General features: G+C 67.7%; 18 protein-coding genes and 1 pseudogene. 10 read left to right on the top strand and 9 right to left on the bottom strand.

The genetic code is table 11. The features are described from left to right. From VF536_RS08620 to VF536_RS08600, 5 genes are all read right to left on the bottom strand, one after another. On the bottom strand, nt 1–323 hold a 323-nt coding region (locus VF536_RS08620; protein WP_331614414.1), incomplete at its 3' end, for a biotin/lipoyl-binding protein. Between the two features lie 64 nt (nt 324–387). Continuing rightward, the gene (locus VF536_RS08615) at nt 388–606 is read right to left on the bottom strand and encodes a DUF1656 domain-containing protein (protein ID WP_331614413.1); all 219 of its coding nucleotides are present in this window, start codon (nt 604–606) and stop codon (nt 388–390) included. Continuing rightward, nucleotides 603–2,777 (bottom strand): FUSC family protein, encoded by a 2,175-nt coding sequence (locus VF536_RS08610; RefSeq protein WP_331614412.1) that lies wholly within the window; start codon nt 2,775–2,777, stop codon nt 603–605. The genes VF536_RS08615 and VF536_RS08610 overlap by 4 nt, the downstream gene beginning before the upstream one ends. A gap of 13 nt (nt 2,778–2,790) precedes the next feature. Continuing rightward, on the bottom strand, nt 2,791–3,297 hold the full coding sequence (locus tag VF536_RS08605; protein WP_331614411.1) for a MarR family winged helix-turn-helix transcriptional regulator: 507 nt from the start codon (nt 3,295–3,297) through the stop codon (nt 2,791–2,793). 173 nt (nt 3,298–3,470) lie between these two features. Continuing rightward, nucleotides 3,471–4,829: an MFS transporter gene (locus VF536_RS08600; RefSeq protein ID WP_331614410.1), complete on the bottom strand. Its 1,359-nt coding sequence runs from the start codon at nt 4,827–4,829 to the stop codon at nt 3,471–3,473. Between the two features lie 215 nt (nt 4,830–5,044). On the opposite strand from VF536_RS08600, the gene cyoA reads away from it, so the two are divergent. The 7 genes from cyoA to VF536_RS08565 all read left to right on the top strand — a co-directional run bounded on the left by cyoA (nt 5,045) and on the right by VF536_RS08565 (nt 12,108). Continuing rightward, a complete protein-coding gene (gene cyoA, locus VF536_RS08595; protein ID WP_331614409.1) occupies nt 5,045–6,130 on the top strand; it encodes a ubiquinol oxidase subunit II in 1,086 nt (361 codons plus the stop codon). 64 nt (nt 6,131–6,194) lie between these two features. After that, complete coding sequence (cyoB, locus tag VF536_RS08590; protein ID WP_331614408.1) at nt 6,195–8,189, top strand: cytochrome o ubiquinol oxidase subunit I; 1,995 nt, start codon at nt 6,195–6,197, stop codon at nt 8,187–8,189. 22 nt (nt 8,190–8,211) lie between these two features. Further along, nucleotides 8,212–8,835, top strand: coding sequence for a cytochrome o ubiquinol oxidase subunit III (gene cyoC / locus VF536_RS08585; protein WP_088406189.1), 624 nt, complete (start codon nt 8,212–8,214; stop codon nt 8,833–8,835). Then, entirely contained in the window at nt 8,832–9,275 is a 444-nt protein-coding gene (gene cyoD, locus VF536_RS08580; RefSeq protein WP_331614407.1) for a cytochrome o ubiquinol oxidase subunit IV, read from the top strand. Before cyoC ends, cyoD begins: the two co-directional genes overlap by 4 nt. Next, on the top strand, nt 9,275–10,129 hold the full coding sequence (locus VF536_RS08575; RefSeq protein WP_331614406.1) for an SURF1 family protein: 855 nt from the start codon (nt 9,275–9,277) through the stop codon (nt 10,127–10,129). Before cyoD ends, VF536_RS08575 begins: the two co-directional genes overlap by 1 nt. Nucleotides 10,130–10,139: 10 nt before the next feature. Further along, complete coding sequence (locus tag VF536_RS08570; RefSeq protein ID WP_331614405.1) at nt 10,140–11,549, top strand: ATP-binding protein; 1,410 nt, start codon at nt 10,140–10,142, stop codon at nt 11,547–11,549. Continuing rightward, entirely contained in the window at nt 11,536–12,108 is a 573-nt protein-coding gene (locus VF536_RS08565; RefSeq protein WP_067282930.1) for a response regulator transcription factor, read from the top strand. Before VF536_RS08570 ends, VF536_RS08565 begins: the two co-directional genes overlap by 14 nt. 27 nt (nt 12,109–12,135) lie before the next feature. Here the strand turns inward: VF536_RS08565 and VF536_RS08560 are convergent, their stop codons facing one another. The 4 genes from VF536_RS08560 to VF536_RS08545 form a co-directional block, all read right to left on the bottom strand. After that, nucleotides 12,136–12,876, bottom strand: coding sequence for a phage Gp37/Gp68 family protein (locus VF536_RS08560; protein ID WP_331614403.1), 741 nt, complete (start codon nt 12,874–12,876; stop codon nt 12,136–12,138). A 20-nt stretch (nt 12,877–12,896) separates the two neighbouring features. Next, nucleotides 12,897–13,748, bottom strand: a complete 852-nt coding sequence (gene tcmP, locus VF536_RS08555) for a three-Cys-motif partner protein TcmP (protein ID WP_331614402.1) — start codon at nt 13,746–13,748, stop codon at nt 12,897–12,899. Nucleotides 13,749–13,969: 221 nt separating this feature from the next. Then, entirely contained in the window at nt 13,970–14,437 is a 468-nt protein-coding gene (locus VF536_RS08550) for a hypothetical protein (protein WP_331614401.1), read from the bottom strand. Between the two features lie 230 nt (nt 14,438–14,667). After that, nucleotides 14,668–15,096 (bottom strand): helix-turn-helix domain-containing protein, encoded by a 429-nt coding sequence (locus VF536_RS08545; protein WP_331614400.1) that lies wholly within the window; start codon nt 15,094–15,096, stop codon nt 14,668–14,670. A 111-nt stretch (nt 15,097–15,207) separates the two neighbouring features. Between VF536_RS08545 and VF536_RS08540 the strand changes: the two genes are divergently transcribed. The 3 genes and pseudogenes from VF536_RS08540 to VF536_RS08530 all read left to right on the top strand — a co-directional run. Next, nucleotides 15,208–15,834: a (2Fe-2S)-binding protein gene (locus tag VF536_RS08540; protein ID WP_331614399.1), complete on the top strand. Its 627-nt coding sequence runs from the start codon at nt 15,208–15,210 to the stop codon at nt 15,832–15,834. Next, complete coding sequence (locus VF536_RS08535; RefSeq protein ID WP_331614398.1) at nt 15,827–16,822, top strand: xanthine dehydrogenase family protein subunit M; 996 nt, start codon at nt 15,827–15,829, stop codon at nt 16,820–16,822. The genes VF536_RS08540 and VF536_RS08535 overlap by 8 nt, the downstream gene beginning before the upstream one ends. A gap of 1 nt (nt 16,823) precedes the next feature. Beyond that, a pseudogene (locus VF536_RS08530) lies at nt 16,824–17,167 on the top strand (xanthine dehydrogenase family protein molybdopterin-binding subunit); the annotation flags it as partial.

Here is a 17,167-nt window from a genome sequence, read left to right as displayed (position 1 = left end):
AGCGCCTGCGCCAGCGCGACCTTCTGCGCCGACAGCTGCGCCTGCGACTGGCGCAGCGCGAGCTCGTAACGTGCGCGGTCGACCTCGAACAGCAGGGCGCCGGCGGCGACCTGCTGGTTGTCCTGCACCGGCACGGCGGTGACCAGGCCGGAGACGTCCGGCGCGATCTGCACGACGTTGGCGCGCACCCGACCGTCGCGGGTCCAGGGCTGGAGCTCGTAGCGGTCCCAGAGTTTGCCGGCCGCCCACAGGGCGCCGCCGACCACCGCCAGGGTGACGGCCATCGAGATCGCGCGGCGAAGGGGGAAGGAGGAGGTGTTCATGTCGTCGGGTCCGGACTTCAGGAAAGAGTCATTCGTTGATGGGTCGGCGGCGGCGGTGCCGTCGTCATCCGGGCCCGTGCAGCAAGCGGAGCGAGGCGACGCTCAAGCCCCACAGCAGCAGCACGTAGACCGCGAGGTCGAAGAGCGCCGGATGCCAGATCCAGCGGTAGGCGCCGACCGAGGCCAGCAATCGCCGCACTGCGGACAACGCGAGCAACGCCAACGCCGCGAGCGGCATCAGCCAGGGCAGGTAGAGCCCGAAGAAATCCACTGCGCCGGTCATGCCGGGTTCTCCTTGTTCAGATCGACGTCATCTACGGGAAGCTGCGGCGTGTGGGCTTGCGGGAACAGGTTGCGACGCAGGCCCATGAGCGCACTCGCGGCGGGGATCGCTTCCGCCGGCAGCGGCAACGAGGCGGGGTAGGCCTCGACGAGCGCTGCGAGTGCCGAGTCCAGCCGCTTCAGCACCACCGCGGGCGGTGCGGCGATCGCCTCAGCACGGCCGGCGATGCGCGCGCGCTGCCAATCGCCGATGGCGTCGAGCAGGGGCTGCAGCGGCAGCGTCGCTTCGACAGGCAGGCGCCCGCGTGCGCCCTGGAGCGCGACCAGGTCGGCGCCTACACGCAGGTCGTGCAGCGCGTCGTCGGTGGGCACGCCCGGCACCGAGCCGCCCGCCTGCGCGACGCGCGGCGCCAGCAGCGAGATGCGGTCCAGCATGCGCAGCAGGTAGGCCTGCGCGCGGCCGGCGGAACGCGGCAGGCGGGCGAGGTCGTCGAGCTCGCGCCAGGTCGCGCGCTGGATGCGCCGCGCGCTCCAGTCGGCGCCGACGGAGCGCATCAGCCGCGTGACCCGCGCCGCGACGAACACGCCGGCCAGTTGCCCCGACATCGAGTTCAGGAAACTCGTCAGGTCCGCCTGCGCCGTGTCGTGCATCACCAGCGTGCCGATCACTCCGAACAGGAAGGGCAGGGCGGCGCCGAAGGTCGAGGGCCGGCCGACGTACGCGCCGACGATCAGGAACATCGGTGCGCAGACGGCCATCAGCGTCCACATGTCCTGCACCAGCGGCAGCAGCACCAGCACGTAGAGGGCGCCGAAGGGCATGGACAGCACGGTCCAGTGGAGGAATCCGTTGATGGCCGGCACCGGATCGTCCATCGCCGCGAAGAAGCAGCAGAAGATCGCCGCCATCATCGCGGCGGCTGAGCCCATCGGCCAGCCGGTGAGGATCCAGAACGCGCAGCAGACCAGGATCGCGATCAGCGCGGCCGCGCCGGACCACAGCGCCATGCCCATGTCGCGGTGGAGCTTGGGGCCGCTCAGCGCCGGCGCGGACCGCGATCGCATGGGCTCGCCGGCGAGGCCGCGATCGATGTCGGCGCGCAGCTGCATGCAATGCAGCCAGCCGTCGAGCAGCTCGCCGAGACGCTCCGCCAGCGCCACGCGCAGCAAGCGCGCCCACGGATCGTCGGCGAGACGCTCGCGTGCCGCGTCGGCGGTCAGCGCGGCGAGTTGAGCGCGCAGGACGGGCAGCTGCGCTTCTGCTTCGACTGCCGTCAGCGCCAGCCACGGGCCGATGGCATCGAGCATCGCGCGCACGTCCTCAGGAAGCGCATCGCCTTCGCTGCTCCCGGCATTGGCGGCTTGGGCGGCATCGGCGGCATTGGCGGTGCTGCCGGCGTGGGCCTCCAACGCCTGCAGGCGGTCCTCGACGCCGGCCAGCAGCGGCGTCAGCGCGGCCACGCCGTCCTGCATCGCATGCACGGCATCGGCGGTCCAGCGCAGGTGGCTGGTGTCGAAGGGGATGTGGATGGACAGCAGCCGCAACTGCGTGATGTCGCCGGCGACGCGGCGCCGGTCCGCGCCGCCGTCGCGGCGGGCGGCGATGTCGCTCAGCCAGGCGCGCGTGTCGCCGAGCGTGCGGTCCAGCAGTCCGATCACCGAGCTCGACAGGCTCTTGGGCAGCACCAGGCTGTGGACCAGCGTCGCGGCCAGCACGCCCAGGCCGATTTCCTCGAGGCGCGCGACGGCGGTGTCGAAGATCGCCAGCGGCGTGTCCACCGACGGGAAGCCGATCAGTGCGGCCGTGTAGCCGGCCAGCATGAAGGCGTAGGCGCGCGGCGTGCGGTCGCGCAGCGATAGGCACAGGCAGGCCGCCACCCACAGCGCGAGCGCCAGGCTCAGCAGCTCCGGCGCATTGGCGAAGCGCGGCACCAGCAGCACCGCGGCGGCGCCGCCGATGAGCGTGCCGACGAAACGGAACAGCCCTTTCGAGCGCACCGCGCCCGCCAGCGGATTTGCGACGACGTAGGCCGTCATCAGCGCCCAGAACGGCCGCGGCTGACCGGCCCAGCTCGCGAGGAACACCGCCAGCATCGCCGCGACGAAGGCCTTGAACGAGAAGAGCCACTCGGCGCCCGTGAAGCGGGGCAGGGCAAGGGCAGGGGACTTCATGGACGAGGCCGTCTCACGTGCGCCGCGGCGGCACGACCGCCTTCGGCGCGCCGACGCGTTCGGACAGCGTGGCGAAGACGCGCAGCGCGGCTTCGATGTCGGCGTCCGCGATGCCCTCGTAGAGCGCGTTGCGCAGATCGCGCAGCGTGTCCTCGATCTGCTCGCAGGCGTCCGCGCCCAGGGCGGTCAGGTGCAGTGTCTTGGCACGGCGGTCACCGGGATCCTCGTGGCGATCGATGAAGCCGCCGGTGATCAACTGGTCCAGCGAACGCGTCAGGGACGGTCCCTCGATGCCCAGCAGCGTGGCGAGTTCGCCTTGCCGCAAGCCGTCGCCGCTGCGGCCGATCATCACCAGGGGCCAGGCCAGCGCCTGCGACAGGCCCACATGCGCCATGGCCAGGTTGGCCTTGGCCCGGTAGGCCCGCTCCAGGACCGGCAGCGTCATGCCGATCGACATCAGCGCCGTCTCGCGGGCGGTGCGCGTCAGGGCGCGGGATGACTTGGGGTTCGAGGACGTCATGGCCGCGATTCTAATTAGGTAGCTTGCTATCTAATTCAGTGGGGTTATTCAGATCGCCCACAAAGAAAAACGGCCAATCTCTCGATCGGCCGTTGCTTTTTCGCGTCGCGGGCTGTCAAGCCCGTGTCGCGATTTTGGGCGTCAGGCGCGCGGGGCGTCTGACGCCGAGGGGGTCAATCCTTGTCCTTCATCGTGAGCATGCGGTTGGTGCGCAGCGCCACCAGGGTCACGATCGCGCCCGAGAGCAGGTAGGCGGTGACCGCCCACAGCCCGAACTTGGCCGACAGCCCCAGCGCCACCAGCGGGGCGAAGGCCGCGCCGATGATCCAGGCCAGGTCCGAGGTCAGCGCCGCGCCCGTGTATCGGAAGTGGGGCAGGAAGTTGGACGTCACCGCGCCCGAGGACTGGCCGTAGGACAGCCCCAGCAGCACGAAGCCGACCAGGATGAAGATGTTCTGGCCCATGGCGCCGCTGTCCAGCAGGATGGGCGCGAACAGGCTGAAGATCCCGATCGTCGTCGCCAGCATGCCCAGCGTGCTGCGCCGACCGATGCGGTCCGCGATCAGTCCGGAGATGGGCATGGCGCCCGCCGCCAGCAGGGCGCCGATGATCTGCACTACCAGGAACTGCGTGACGTTCTGGTCGCCGTACAGCATCACCCACGACAGCGGGAACACCGTGACGATGTGGAACAGCGCATAGCTGGCCAGCGCCGCGAACGCGCCGATGAACAGGGTGGCGCCCTGCTGCTCGAACAGCTCGTCGACGTCGCAGGGGTCGAGCTCATGCTCCTCGAGGTTCTTCTCGTACTCGTGCGTCACGACCAGGCGCAGCCGTGCGAACAGCGCCACTACGTTGATCGCGAACGCGGCGAAGAACGGGAAGCGCCAGCCCCAGCTCAGGAAGTCGATGGTGGCCAGGCTGCTCCACAGGTAGGCGTAGAGCGCCGCGGCGATCAGGAAGCCGATCGGCGCGCCGAGCTGCCCCAGCATCGCGTACCAGCCGCGGCGGCCTGCCGGGGCGTTCAGCGCCAGCAGCGAGGGCAGTCCGTCCCAGGAGCCGCCCAGGGCCAGGCCTTGACCGATCCGGCACAGCGCCAGCAGCCCGATGGCCGCCCCGCCCCAGGTGTTGAACCCGGGCAGGACCGCGATCGTGCAGGTCGAGATGCCCAGCAGGAACAGCGCCACCGTCAGTTTCACGCTGCGGCCGAAGCGCCGCTGGATCTCCATCCCGACCAGCGTGCCGATCGGGCGCACCACGAAGGCCAGCGCCAGCAGGGCGAAAGCGTACAGCGTCCCCTCCAGGCGCTCCATGTGCGGGAAGAAGATCGACGGGAACACCAGGACCGAGGCGATGCCGTAGACGAAGAAGTCGAAGTACTCCGACGCCCGGCCGATGACCACGCCCACCGCGATGTCGCCCGGGGCGACCGCGTCCTGCTCCTCTTTGGTCGCCACCCCGTTGCCTCGCGGCAGCGGCTGGCCCACGGTCGCCAGGTGTTGCCCGGCTGTTGGAAGGGTGCTGCTGTTCATACGTCTCCTACCTGGGACAAAATGTCCAATAGTTAGCTTTGGTCAATCGGGCAAAATCTGCGCCCGGCGTGCAACGGTCGACAAGTGTCGTTTTCCCCTTTATCGCTTTCCCTTCGGAAGAAACCCCACCAGGTTTCGGAGGACGGGGAACCTGCCGCAAGGCGGGGCGAGGAGGGGGTTCCGCGTGAACTACGCCTGATGGTCTGCTGAGTCCCATGTACCTCAAAGCATCTGCAAAAACAAGTCCCGCCGGCCCCCTCCGGTCACTGGCCCGTCTCGGGCTGCTGGCCCTGGCGCTGCCCCTCACCGCCTGCAACATGGTCGTGATGAAACCTTCGGGCGACATCGCGAACCAGCAGGCGCAGCTCATCGTCGCATCGACGCTGCTGATGCTGCTGATCATCGTCCCGGTGATCATCCTCACGCTGGTCTTCGCCTTCCGCTACCGCGCGTCCAACACCCAAGCGACCTACTCGCCGGAGTGGGACCACTCGACGCGCCTGGAACTGATCATCTGGGGCGCGCCGCTGTTGATCATCATCGCGCTGGGCGCGATGACCTGGATCAGCACCCACAAGCTGGACCCGTTCCGCCCGCTCGAGCGGCTGGACGCGCAGCGCGCGATCCCCGCCGGCGTCGAGCCGCTGAACGTCGAGGTCGTGGCACTGGACTGGAAGTGGCTGTTCATCTATCCGGACCAGGGCGTGGCGACCGTCAACGAACTGGTCGCGCCAGTGGATCGCCCGATCCACTTCAAGATCAGCTCGTCCACCGTGATGAACGCGTTCTACGTGCCCGCCATGGCCGGCATGATCTACGCGATGCCGGGCATGCAGAGCCAGCTCCACGCCGTGATCAACAAGCCCGGCGTGTATGACGGCTTCTCGTCCAACTTCAGCGGCGACGGCTTCTCGCACATGCGCTTCAAGTTCCACGGCCTGAGCAACGACGAGTTCGCCGCCTGGGTCGAGCGCAACAAGGCCGACGGCGTCGCGCTGACCAAGGAGCTCTACCTCGATCTCGAGAAGCCGTCCGAGCGTCAGCCGGTGCGCCGCTACTCCAGCGTCGCCCCCGGCCTGTTCGACGCGGTCGTCAATCGCTGCGTCGACGGTTCCAAGATGTGCATGGGCCAGATGATGGCCATCGACGCGGCCGGCGGCGGCGGCAAGGGCGCCATCGACGGCCTGGCCAGCAAGCCCTGGAGCAACGAGCAGAAGCGGATCTTCGTGGCCGCGCTGTGCACGCCTGACAACGCGGGGCAGTACGCCTCGCAGTGGCAGGCCTCGGCCACCCGTAACTGATCGGCTTCCCCGGCGTCCGCTGTGACCAGCCGCGCCGGGACCGCAAGCACAACAGAGATCCAAGATGATTGACGTTCAAAAGCTCATCTTCGGGCGCCTCAGCCTGGAGGCGCTCCCGCTGCACGAGCCGATCCTGATCGGCACCTTCGCGATGGTCGCCCTGGGCGGCCTCGTGGTCCTCGCGCTGATGACCAAGTTCCGCCTGTGGGGACCGTTCTGGCGCGACTGGGTGACCAGCATCGACCACAAGAAGATCGGCATCATGTACATCATGCTGGGCCTGGTCATGCTGCTGCGCGGCTTCGCCGACGCGCTCATGATGCGCGCGCAGCAGGCCATCGCCTTCGGCGACCAGCTGGGCTTCCTGCCCCCGCACCACTACGACCAGGTCTTCACCGCCCACGGCGTGATCATGATCTTCTTCGTGGCGATGCCGCTGATCACCGGCTTCATGAACTACGTCGTGCCGCTGCAGATCGGCGCGCGCGACGTGGCCTTCCCGTTCCTGAACAACTTCAGCTTCTGGATGACCACCGGCGGCGCCGTGCTGTGCATGGCCTCGCTGTTCGTCGGCGAATTCGCGCGCACCGGCTGGCTGGCCTATCCGCCGCTGTCGGGGCTGCTCGCCAGTCCGGGCGTGGGGGTGGACTACTACATCTGGTCGCTGCAGGTCGCGGGTGTCGGCACCACGCTCTCGGGCATCAACCTGATCGCGACCATCATCAAGATGCGCGCGCCGGGCATGACCATGATGAAGATGCCGGTCTTCACCTGGACCTCGCTGTGCTCCAACATCCTGATCGTGGCCTCGTTCCCGATCCTGACCGCGGCCCTGGCGCTGCTGTCGCTGGACCGTTACGCCGGCACCAACTTCTTCACGACCGATCTTGGCGGCAACGCCATGATGTACATCAACCTGATCTGGATCTGGGGCCACCCCGAGGTCTACATCCTGGTGCTGCCGGCCTTCGGCATCTTCTCTGAAGTGGTCTCCACCTTCAGCCAGAAGAAGCTGTTCGGCTACGCGTCGATGGTGTATGCGACCGTCGTGATCACCATCCTGTCCTACCTCGTGTGGCTGCACCACTTTTTCACGATGGGATCGGGGGCCAGCGTCAACTCGTTCTTCGGCATCACGACGATGATCATCTCGATCCCGACGGGCGCGAAGATCTTCAACTGGCTGTTCACGATGTACCGCGGCCGCATCAAGTTCGAGGTCCCGATGTACTGGACCGTCGGCTTCATGGTCACCTTCGTGATCGGCGGCATGACGGGCGTGCTGCTGGCGGTGCCGCCGGCCGACTTCGTGCTGCACAACTCGCTGTTCCTGATCGCCCACTTCCACAACGTGATCATCGGCGGCGTGCTGTTCGGCCTGCTGGCGGGCATCTCGTTCTGGTTCCCGAAGGCCTTCGGCTACAAGCTGGATCCGTTCTGGGGCAAGTGCTCGTTCTGGTTCTGGCAGATCGGCTTCTTCGTCGCCTTCACGCCGCTGTACGTCCTGGGCCTGATGGGCGTGACGCGCCGCATGAGCCACTTCGACGATCCGTCGTTCCAGATCTGGTTCCAGATCGCCGCCTTCGGCGCGCTGCTGATCGCCGCGGGCATCGGCAGCTTCCTGATCCAGCTGGTGGTGAGCTACTTCAAGCGCGACCAGCTGCGCGACTTCGACGGCGATCCGTGGCAGGGCCGCACGCTGGAGTGGTCGACCTCGTCGCCCCCGCCGCAGTACAACTTCGCGTTCACGCCGGTGGTCCACGACCACGACGCGTGGCACGACATGAAGACCCGCGGCCACCAGCGCCCGGTCGCCGGCTTCAAGGAGATCCACATGCCGAAGAACACCGGTGCCGGCGTGATCCTGGCCGGCCTGTCGACGCTGTTCGGCTTCGCCCTGATCTGGCACATGTGGCTGGTGGCGGGTGTCGCCTTCGCGGTGACGGTGATCGCAGCGATCGTCCACACCTTCAACTACAAGCGCGACTACTACATCCCCGCGGATGAAGTGGCCCGCACGGAAGAAGCCCGCACCAAGGTGCTGGCCGCCCAGGCCTGATTCCGCAGCGAGCGAACTCCAAATGCAAGCAACGACCCTGACGAACAACACCGGCGCGCCGGTGTTCTACGACAACGGCGACCATCACCCGCAGCACGGCACGCTGCTCGGGTTCTGGATCTACCTGATGAGCGACTGCCTCATCTTCGCGGTGCTGTTCGCGACGTATGCGGTGCTGGGCCGCAGCTACGCGGCCGGCCCGTCGGGCGCCGACCTCTTCGACCTGCCGCTGGTGGCGCTGAACACCGGTTTCCTGCTGCTCTCCTCGATCACGTATGGCTTCGCCATGATCAAGATGCTGGGCAACAAGAAGACCGGCACGCTGGCCTGGCTGGCGGTCACCGGCGTGCTCGGCCTGTGCTTCCTGGCGGTGGAACTCTATGAGTTCGCGCACCTGATCCATGAAGGCGCGGGCCCGCAGCGCAGCGCGTTCCTGTCCTCGTTCTTCACGCTGGTCGGCACGCACGGCCTGCACGTCACCTTCGGCTGCATCTGGCTGGTGACGCTGATGATCCAGGTCTCCAAGCTGGGCCTGACCAAGGAGAACAAGCGTCGCCTGATCTGCCTGTCGATGTTCTGGCACTTCCTGGACGTGATCTGGATCGGTGTCTTCACCTTCGTTTATCTGATGGGAGTGCTGCCGTGAGCAACAACCACCACGACGACCACGGCCACGGCCATGGTCATGACGATCACGGCCACGGCCACGGCCACGGCCATGGTCATGACGACCACGGCCACGACGATCACGAGGACGTCGGCTACCACGCCACCGTCAAGGGTTACCTGATCGGCTTCCTGCTGTCGCTGATCCTGACGGCGATCCCGTTCTTCCTGGTGATGACGAAGTCGATCTCGTCGTCGGCGGCGATGGGCATCGTGCTGCTGGGCTTCGCGGCCGTGCAGATCGTGGTCCACATGGTCTATTTCCTGCACATGAACTCGAAGGTCGAGGGCGGCTGGTCCATGCTGTCGCTGATCTTCACGATCGCCGTCGTGGTGATCATGCTGGCCGGCTCGATCTGGGTGATGTTCCACCTGAACAGCAACATGATGCCGGTCCACGACATGCGCAACATGCCCTGATGACCGCGTTCCTCACGGAACCGCAGCGGCCGCGCCGCGGCATCGCCTTCTGGGCGCTGCTGCTGGGCGCGGCCCTTTCGTTTGCGGTGTTCATTGCACTGGGCGTGTGGCAGGTGCAGCGGCTGGCGTGGAAGGAAGACCTGATCGCGCGGCTGGACAAGCGCCTCGCCGCCGCGCCTGAACGCGCGCCCGGCGCGGACCGCTGGAGCACGATCACGAAGGACGGCGACGAGTACCGCAAGGTCGCGCTCACCGGCAGCTTCGACCATTCACGCGAGACGCTGGTGGGCGCGAGCACCGAACTCGGCACCGGCTACTGGGTGCTGACGCCGCTGCGCACCGAGCGCGGCGACTGGGTGCTGGTGAACCGAGGCTTCGTGCCGCCGGAGTTCAAGACCCGCGCATCGCGCACGGCGTCGGAGACGCAGGGCGAGGACAAGGTCGTCGGCCTGCTGCGTCTGACGGAGCCGGGCGGCAGCCTGCTGCGCAAGAACGAGCCGGCGCAGGACCGCTGGTACTCGCGCGACGTCGAAGCGATCGCCAAGGCGCGCCAGGTCGTCGAAGGCCCGGTCGCACCGTACTTCGTCGACGCCGCCGCGGCGGACGACCAGACGCAATGGCCGCGTGGCGGCCTCACGGTGGTGCGCTTCAACAACCATCACCTGCAGTACGCGCTGACGTGGTTCGCGATGGCGGCGATGCTCGCGGGCGTGGGTTTCTGGCTGTGGCGCATGGAGCGCCGCAGATCCCCGATCGATGGCGACGACAGCCGGCCCTGGCGCGGCGGTACCGACGCCGATGGTGACGACGGACTGGATGCCGGCTCCGACGCCGGCCCGGACCCGCGGGACTGAGGCCCCGACCATGCCCTTGAGCCGTCCCGATCCGGACGACGACCACCCCGACGACAGCCGCTACCTGGACGGCGCGGCGGGCGCGCTGGGCATCGAGGACTCTTCGGGCGAAGGCGCGCTGCAGGCCGGCCGCAACAACCTGCAGCAGCTGGTGCAGCTGCGCTGGCTGGCGGCGGCGGGGCAGTTCGGCACGGTGCTGTCGGTGCACTTCGCGCTGCACATCCGGCTGCCGATGCCGGAGATGCTGACGCTGCTGGCGATCCTGGTGCTGTTCAACGTGGCCTGCTGGCTGCGCACACGCTGGGTGCCGAGCGTGCGCAACGCCGAGCTCTTCGCCGGCCTGCTCGTCGACATCGCGGTGCTGAGCGGCCAGCTGTACTACAGCGGCGGCGTCACCAACCCCTTCATCTTCCTGTTCCTGCTGCAGATCGCGGTGGGCGCGGTGCTGCTGCCGTCGCGCTACATCTGGTTCACGGTGGCGGTGACGGGCGGCTGCTTCGTCGCGCTGACGCAGTGGCACCAGCCGCTGCTGGTGCCGGACATGGAAGGCCTGGCGCTGCCGACGCACTACATCGGCGGCCTGCTGATCTGCTTCGCGATCAACGCGGCGCTGCTGGTGATCTTCATTCAGCGCATCGGGCGCAACCTGCGCCAGCGCGACGCTCGGCTGGCCGACCTGCGGCAGCGCGCGGCCGAGGAGGAGCACATCGTCCGCATGGGCCTGCTGGCCTCGGGCGCGGCGCACGAGCTCGGCACGCCGCTGGCGACGCTGTCGGTGATCCTGGGCGACTGGTCGCGCATGGCGCCCTTCGCCGGCGATCCCGAGCTGCGCGAGGAGATCGAGGAGATGCAGATCCAGCTGCGCCGCTGCAAGGCGATCGTCAGCGGGATCCTGATGTCGGCGGGCGAGCTGCGCGGCGAGGCGCCGATGGTGACGACGCTGCAGGCCTTCCTCGACGAACTGGCCGAGCACTGGCGCGCGACGCGGCCGCACCACGGCCTCGAGTACCTGCCGGCGTCGGACCTGCCGAAGGTGCGCATCGTGTCCGACGTCGGACTCAAGCAGATGATCGACAACGTGCTGGACAACGCGCTCGAGGCGGCGCCGGGCCGGCCGGTGACGCTGCGCGCGCTGGCCGAGGACGGCGAACTGGTGCTGCGCGTCAGCGACCGCGGGACCGGTTTCCTGCCGGAGATGCTGGAACGCTTCGGCAAGCCCTATCAATCGAGCAAGGGCCGCGCGGGCGGCGGATTGGGACTGTTCCTCGCGCTGAACGTGGTGCGCTCGCTGGGCGGGAAGCTGCAGGCGCGCAACCGGCTGGCGGAGGAGGGCGGCGGCGCGGAAGTGGAGATCCGCATGCCCCTGTCCGCACTCGCGCCGCTTGGACTCCCCGACAATGCTGCCCATGACGCCGGATGACCTGATCGCGGATACCGACCGCCTGCTGCTGATCGTCGAGGATGACGACGCGTTCGCGCGCACGCTGTCGCGCTCCTTCGAGCGTCGCGGCTACCAGGTGCTGCGCGCGACCAGCGTGGAGCAGGTGCAGAAGCTGCTGACCGACCGCGGCCCGGAGGAGGCACCGGAATACGCCGTCGTCGATCTGAAGCTCGCGGGCGGCGGCTCGGGCCTGGCCTGCGTGCAGACGCTGCACGAGCACGACCAGGAGATGGTGATCGTGGTGCTGACCGGCTACGCGAGCATCGCGACGGCGGTGGAGGCGATCAAGCTGGGCGCACGGCACTACCTCGCGAAGCCGGCGAACACCGACGACATCGAGGCCGCCTTCTCGCGCGCGCAGGGCGATGCCGAGGTCGAGGTCACCGACCGCGCGACCACGTCCATCAAGACGCTGGAGTGGGAACACATCCACGAGACGCTCGCGGCGACGGACTTCAACATCTCCGAGACCGCGCGGCGGCTGGGCATGCACCGGCGCACGCTGGCGAGGAAGCTGGAGAAGCAGCGGGTGAAGTAGGACGGACGGTTCGTTCCTTGTGGATCCTCAAGGCGCTGTTGCAGGCATCTCGTCCCACGTGCGCCCTTCAAGCACGCGACCGTTGGCCGACTTGGCTCGCCGCTTCCCGTCGGCGCCCCAACCGCCCCATTGCTTGAAGAAGAAGGCGACCCCTTGAGCCTCGCACTGTTGCTGCACCGCCAGGGCCCATGCCTTTTTCATCGGCCGGGCTTTCGGTCCCGATTCGCCGCCGACGATCACCCAATGCATGTCGCTCAGGTCAATCGGACCGAGGTCCTCGAGTAGCGGCTCCACGGAGAGAAACCGGATCGACGCAGGGACCTTCCGGAGTTGTTCGATGCGAGGAAGCCCGTATTTCCGATCCTCGACGGAGACACCGATCCACGCGTTGCGCGGCACGGGATGCGAGGAAAAGAAGGCGGCAAGCCGATCGGCCCGCTTGGTGAGGATCTGATAGGTGTGCTGCGGCGTCCGAGCGATGACGTCGAAGACACTCGCGATGAACGCATCCGGGATCTCGTCGTGGAAGAGATCGGACATCGAATTCACGAAGTACACCGTCGGCTTCTTTCGACCGAGAGGGTCTTCGAGTCGATCGGGAAGCAGTGTGAGTTCGAAGCCGTTGGCGTACCCCGGTGCGCGCATGGCTTGCAGTCTGCGCGCCATCACTTCGGCGTAGCAGTGCTTGCAACCGGGCGAGATCTTGGTGCATCCAACCGTCGGGTTCCACGTGCGTTCGGTCCATTCGATGCGGCTGACAGTCGTCATGTAGCAGTCCAGACAATTGATCAAAAGGGTAGCGACAGGTTGGGACTCTTTGCAACGTCGTTCCAGATCCGCTCCGGGAACGGATTCCTGCTGAAGAAGACCAAGCGATAGATCGCCCGGCCCTCGGATTCGATCAGGGGCATCACATCGCTGATCGTCATGCCGAGTCCACGAATCTTCCCGCACCAATAGTCGAAGAACCAGTCCTTGAGGCTCGCTTTCGACAGACCGTTCGGCATGTTGGTTCGCCATTCGGGGGCGGCCTCTGCGAATCGATCGCGCTTGGGGTCGAGTTCCATGTCGACATTGCGTGTCAGATCCATGAGGCTGAAGTGCACGGCGAAATCGACGGTCCTCAAGCGGCTCAACTGCTCGATGAGAGGGAAGGACAGGTATTGCAGGTTGTAGGGATCCAGATAGGCCAGGCAAAGCGCTCCGCGAGGAACCTGTCGAACCATGAGCGGCACGGTCTCGACCGCCGGACCCACGAATCGTCGTGCGGGCGCGCCCAATGCGCGAAGACGTTGCTCGCAGGCCTCAGCCCGGGCAGCGTCGAGATCACCCACAAAGACATGCGTGAACGGACACCCCGAGGCGACGGACTGTCGCCATGCCACGATGGCGCCGCCATCGCGAGTGTCGTGCTCTCCCTTCACCTGAACTCGGCCGGGTCCGCAGAAGGGATCGATCAGCACACGACGGGGAAACTTCGTTTGCGCCTTGCGCGTGCCGTCGATGTACTTCGCCAGACAAGTGTGTTTGATTTCGGGGACCCACCATCCCACTCCTTCATCGGCAGGCCCGCGTTCAACGGGCAATCCGGGGCAGGGGTCGGGATGGCGGGGAAGGATGAAGGGGGTACGTTTGTTCATCCCGCCATGTTCTGCAGGAGGTTCTCGGAGAACAAACCCAAAGCATTGCTGAGAAGTCGCGTTTGTCCACACTTCTAAGGAAGAACGGTGACTGCAATGAAGGCCCGATCCGCGATCGGCCAAACTTGACTTCGGATCTGGAAACGCTAGAAGGGGCCGAAAGGCCCCTTCTTGCGTGATGAGCATGCAACGCTCGTCTGAGCGCGGCGCCTGAGCAGCGCTCAGTTCGTGCGTGTCGCCGCCGGCGCGCGCATCACGCGCGACTTGCCGCCGGTGGTGACGATGATCACCGGCTCGCCGGAGGCGAAGTTCTCGTTGCCCTGCGCCTGGACGATCGCGCGGCGTTCGCCGTTGCGCAGCTGCAGCAGAATCTCGACGGCCTGTTCCTTGGTCGTGCTGCGCTCCACCGCATTGCCCAGCGCCGCGCCGGCCACCGCGCCCAGCACGCCGACGATCACGCCCACGCGGCTGCCGCCGACGCTGCCGCCGGCCACGCCGCCCGCCACCGCGCCCGCGACGGCGCCGACACCGCTCTGCGAGCCGTCCACCGTCACCGGGCGCCAGGACAGCACCGTCGCGTCCTGCACCTGCGACAGGCGCTGCGCGTCGCCGCGCTGGATCACGTCGGGATTCGTCGTCGTACAGGCGGCCAGGGCCACCACCATCGCGGCAATCAGCAGCTTCTTCATTTCAGCTCTCCAAGTCGATGCTCCGGCCAACGAACATCTGTGAGTTTCCGTTGACCAGGCAACAAGTCTTTACCTCGTTGGCATGGGGCATGCCACCCGTGAAGGGGCATGGCACAGACTCTACAGGAGCCGGCTTTGGGGGCTCTTAAGCACTGGCGAACGACTGCATCGTCAGCGCGGGCAAATCCGCCGCCCGCCCCGTCGCGCCGCAGGCCGCGGACCGGAGAAGCTCAGGTGGCGGCGCCGGGCTTGACTTCGCCGCGCGACGCGAAGCGTTGCCGCGCCAGGGCGATGTCCTCGCGGTGGCGCTCCGCCCACTGCCACACGCCACACAGGGCGTGGCTCAATTCGCGGCCCAGCGACGTCAACTCGTACTCCACGCGCGGCGGCACCTCCGCGTGCACCGTGCGCGTGAGCAGGCCGTCCTCCTCCATCCCGCGCAGCACCTGCGTCAGCACCTTCTGGCTCACCGCGCCGACGCGCTGCCGGACCTCGGTGAAGCGCAGACGGCCGTGCTCCGTCAGCACTTCCAGCGCGATGAGCGACCACTTGTCCGCGACCCTGCCGATGATGTCGCGGACCATGACTTCGATCGCCGGATCGAGCGGCTCGCCGCTGTGGGGATGCAGGAAACGGTGCGACGCGGCGGAGGTGGTCATCGGAGGGTCCAAAGGTTACCGGCAGGTAATCAGGCGCCCGAAAAGTGCGTACTTCACAGGCTCTTCACAGGCCTCTAGTCTCGCGCATTCCCCTGCCCAAGGACCCGTCCGATGACTGATTCCTCCCCCTCCACGACCCTGGATCGCCGAGCGTTCATGGTCACCACCGCGAGCGTCGCGGGTCCGGCGCTGACCGCCGGATGCGCGGCGCCCGGCCTTACGGCGCCCGACCCGTCGGCGTCGCCGGACGCGGGCGGCCCGCGCTGCGAGGTCGTCGTCAACGGTCAGCGCCGAACGCTGCGGATCGAGGCGCGGGCCTCGCTGCTGGACGTGCTGCGCGAAGACCTGCAATTGACCGGCACCAAGAAGGGCTGCGACCACGGCCAGTGCGGCGCCTGCACCGTCCATGTCGATGGACGCCGCGTGGCGTCCTGCCTGACGCTCGCGGCGAAATGCGACGGCCGCGAGGTCCGCACCATCGAGGGCCTGGAGCGCGGCGACGGCGCGCTGCACGTGATGCAGCAGGCCTTCATCGACCACGACGCGCTGCAGTGCGGCTACTGCACGCCCGGCCAGATCATGGCCGCCGTCGCGTGCGTGCGCGAGGGCCATGCTCAGAACGACGATCAGATCCGCGAGTACATGAGCGGCAACCTCTGTCGATGCGGCGCCTACGTCGCCATCCTCGAGGCGATCCGCGATGGCGCCCAGCGGATGAAGGGAGGCGACCATGCGTGACTTCAGCTACGGCAGCCCGGACAGCGCGAACGCCGTGCTGGCGCGGCGCGCAGCGAACGAGGCGCCCGGCCTGCGCTACCTCGGCGGCGGCACGACGCTCTTCGACCTGATGAAGCTGAACGTCGAGGCGCCCACCGCGCTGATCGATGTGACGCGCTGCAGCGATCTGAGGACGATCGAATTCGGCCGCACGGAATGGCGCTTCGGCGCCGGCGTGACGATGGGCGAGCTCGCCGACCATGAGCGCGTGCGCGGCGAGTTCCCCGCGCTGAGCGAATCGCTGTGGAAGGCCGCGTCGCAGCAGATCCGCAACATGGCCACACTGGGCGGCAACCTGCTGCAGCGCACGCGCTGCGCCTACTTCCGCGGCACGCCCGCCTATCCCTGCAACAAGCGCGAACCGGGCAGCGGCTGTTCCGCGCTGGAGGGCGCCAACCGCGGCCATGCGCTGTTCGGCGGCAGCCCCCAGTGCATCGCCACCTATCCCGGCGACTTCGCCATCGCGCTGATCGCCTTCGACGCGGTGGTCGATCTGCGCAGCCCGCGCGGCGCGCGCAGCCTGCCGTTCGCGGAGCTGCACCGCGGGCCCGGCGACACGCCGCACATCGAGACGCAGCTGGCACCGGATGAACTGATCGTCGCCATCCGCATCCCGCGCTCGGCGGCGATGAAGGCGTCGGTCTATCACAAGGTCCGTGATCGCGAGTCCTACGCCTTCGCGCTGGTGTCCGCCGCTGTCGGACTGCAGATGGCCGCAGGGCAGGTGATCGACGTGCGCATCGGACTGGGTGGCGTCGCCACCCGGCCCTGGCGGGCGGTGGCCGCGGAACGTCACCTGCGCGGCCGCGCGCTGACGCGTGAGTCGGCGCGCCAGGCGGCCGAGCTGGCCTTTGCCGACGCGCGGCCGCTGCCGCACAACCGCTTCAAGGTGGCGCTCGGGATCGACACGCTCACCGACGCGCTGATGCAATCGAAGGAAAGGCTCTGACATGGCAACGTCTCCCACCTCCCGTCGCGACGGGCCCGAGCGCGTCGACGCGCGCGACAAGGTCCGCGGCGCGACGCGGTATGCGGCGGACCATGTCCCCGCCGGCCTGTTGCATGCGGCGCTGGTGCCGGCGCCCGTCGGACGCGGACGCATCGACGCGATCGACACGACGGCCGCGGAACGCGTGCCGGGCGTGCGGCTCGTGCTCACGCACGCCAACATCGGACCGCTGCAAGGCGCCGGTTTCCTGATGGGCGGCGGGTTCGGCTTCCAGAGCCTGCAGCCCCTGTCGAACGCGGAGATCGCCTATCGCGGCCAGTACATCGCGCTGGTGGTGGCGGACTC

Origin of the sequence: Roseateles sp. (assembly GCF_036486225.1) — a bacterium.
Classification (GTDB): Bacteria; Pseudomonadota; Gammaproteobacteria; order Burkholderiales; family Burkholderiaceae_C; genus Roseateles.
Note: the sequence above shows the minus strand (reverse complement) of the source record. Positions and strands in the feature narration are given on the sequence as shown.

Bases quoted from the DNA above. Each gene is read 5' to 3' on its own strand.
- VF536_RS08560 (WP_331614403.1), bottom strand. From the start codon at position 12,876: ATGACGACTGTCAGCCGCATCGAATGGACCGAACGCACGTGGAACCCG.
- VF536_RS08545 (WP_331614400.1), bottom strand. From the start codon at position 15,096: ATGACCACCTCCGCCGCGTCGCACCGTTTCCTGCATCCCCACAGCGGC.
- VF536_RS08570 (WP_331614405.1), top strand. From the start codon at position 10,140: ATGCCCTTGAGCCGTCCCGATCCGGACGACGACCACCCCGACGACAGC.
- VF536_RS08540 (WP_331614399.1), top strand. From the start codon at position 15,208: ATGACTGATTCCTCCCCCTCCACGACCCTGGATCGCCGAGCGTTCATG.
- VF536_RS08565 (WP_067282930.1), top strand. From the start codon at position 11,536: ATGACGCCGGATGACCTGATCGCGGATACCGACCGCCTGCTGCTGATC.
- VF536_RS08550 (WP_331614401.1), bottom strand. From the start codon at position 14,437: ATGAAGAAGCTGCTGATTGCCGCGATGGTGGTGGCCCTGGCCGCCTGT.
- VF536_RS08605 (WP_331614411.1), bottom strand. From the start codon at position 3,297: ATGACGTCCTCGAACCCCAAGTCATCCCGCGCCCTGACGCGCACCGCC.
- VF536_RS08575 (WP_331614406.1), top strand. From the start codon at position 9,275: ATGACCGCGTTCCTCACGGAACCGCAGCGGCCGCGCCGCGGCATCGCC.
- cyoA (WP_331614409.1), top strand. From the start codon at position 5,045: ATGTACCTCAAAGCATCTGCAAAAACAAGTCCCGCCGGCCCCCTCCGG.
- cyoC (WP_088406189.1), top strand. From the start codon at position 8,212: ATGCAAGCAACGACCCTGACGAACAACACCGGCGCGCCGGTGTTCTAC.
- VF536_RS08615 (WP_331614413.1), bottom strand. From the start codon at position 606: ATGACCGGCGCAGTGGATTTCTTCGGGCTCTACCTGCCCTGGCTGATG.
- cyoB (WP_331614408.1), top strand. From the start codon at position 6,195: ATGATTGACGTTCAAAAGCTCATCTTCGGGCGCCTCAGCCTGGAGGCG.
- VF536_RS08535 (WP_331614398.1), top strand. From the start codon at position 15,827: ATGCGTGACTTCAGCTACGGCAGCCCGGACAGCGCGAACGCCGTGCTG.
- VF536_RS08600 (WP_331614410.1), bottom strand. From the start codon at position 4,829: ATGAACAGCAGCACCCTTCCAACAGCCGGGCAACACCTGGCGACCGTG.
- tcmP (WP_331614402.1), bottom strand. From the start codon at position 13,748: ATGAACAAACGTACCCCCTTCATCCTTCCCCGCCATCCCGACCCCTGC.
- VF536_RS08610 (WP_331614412.1), bottom strand. From the start codon at position 2,777: ATGAAGTCCCCTGCCCTTGCCCTGCCCCGCTTCACGGGCGCCGAGTGG.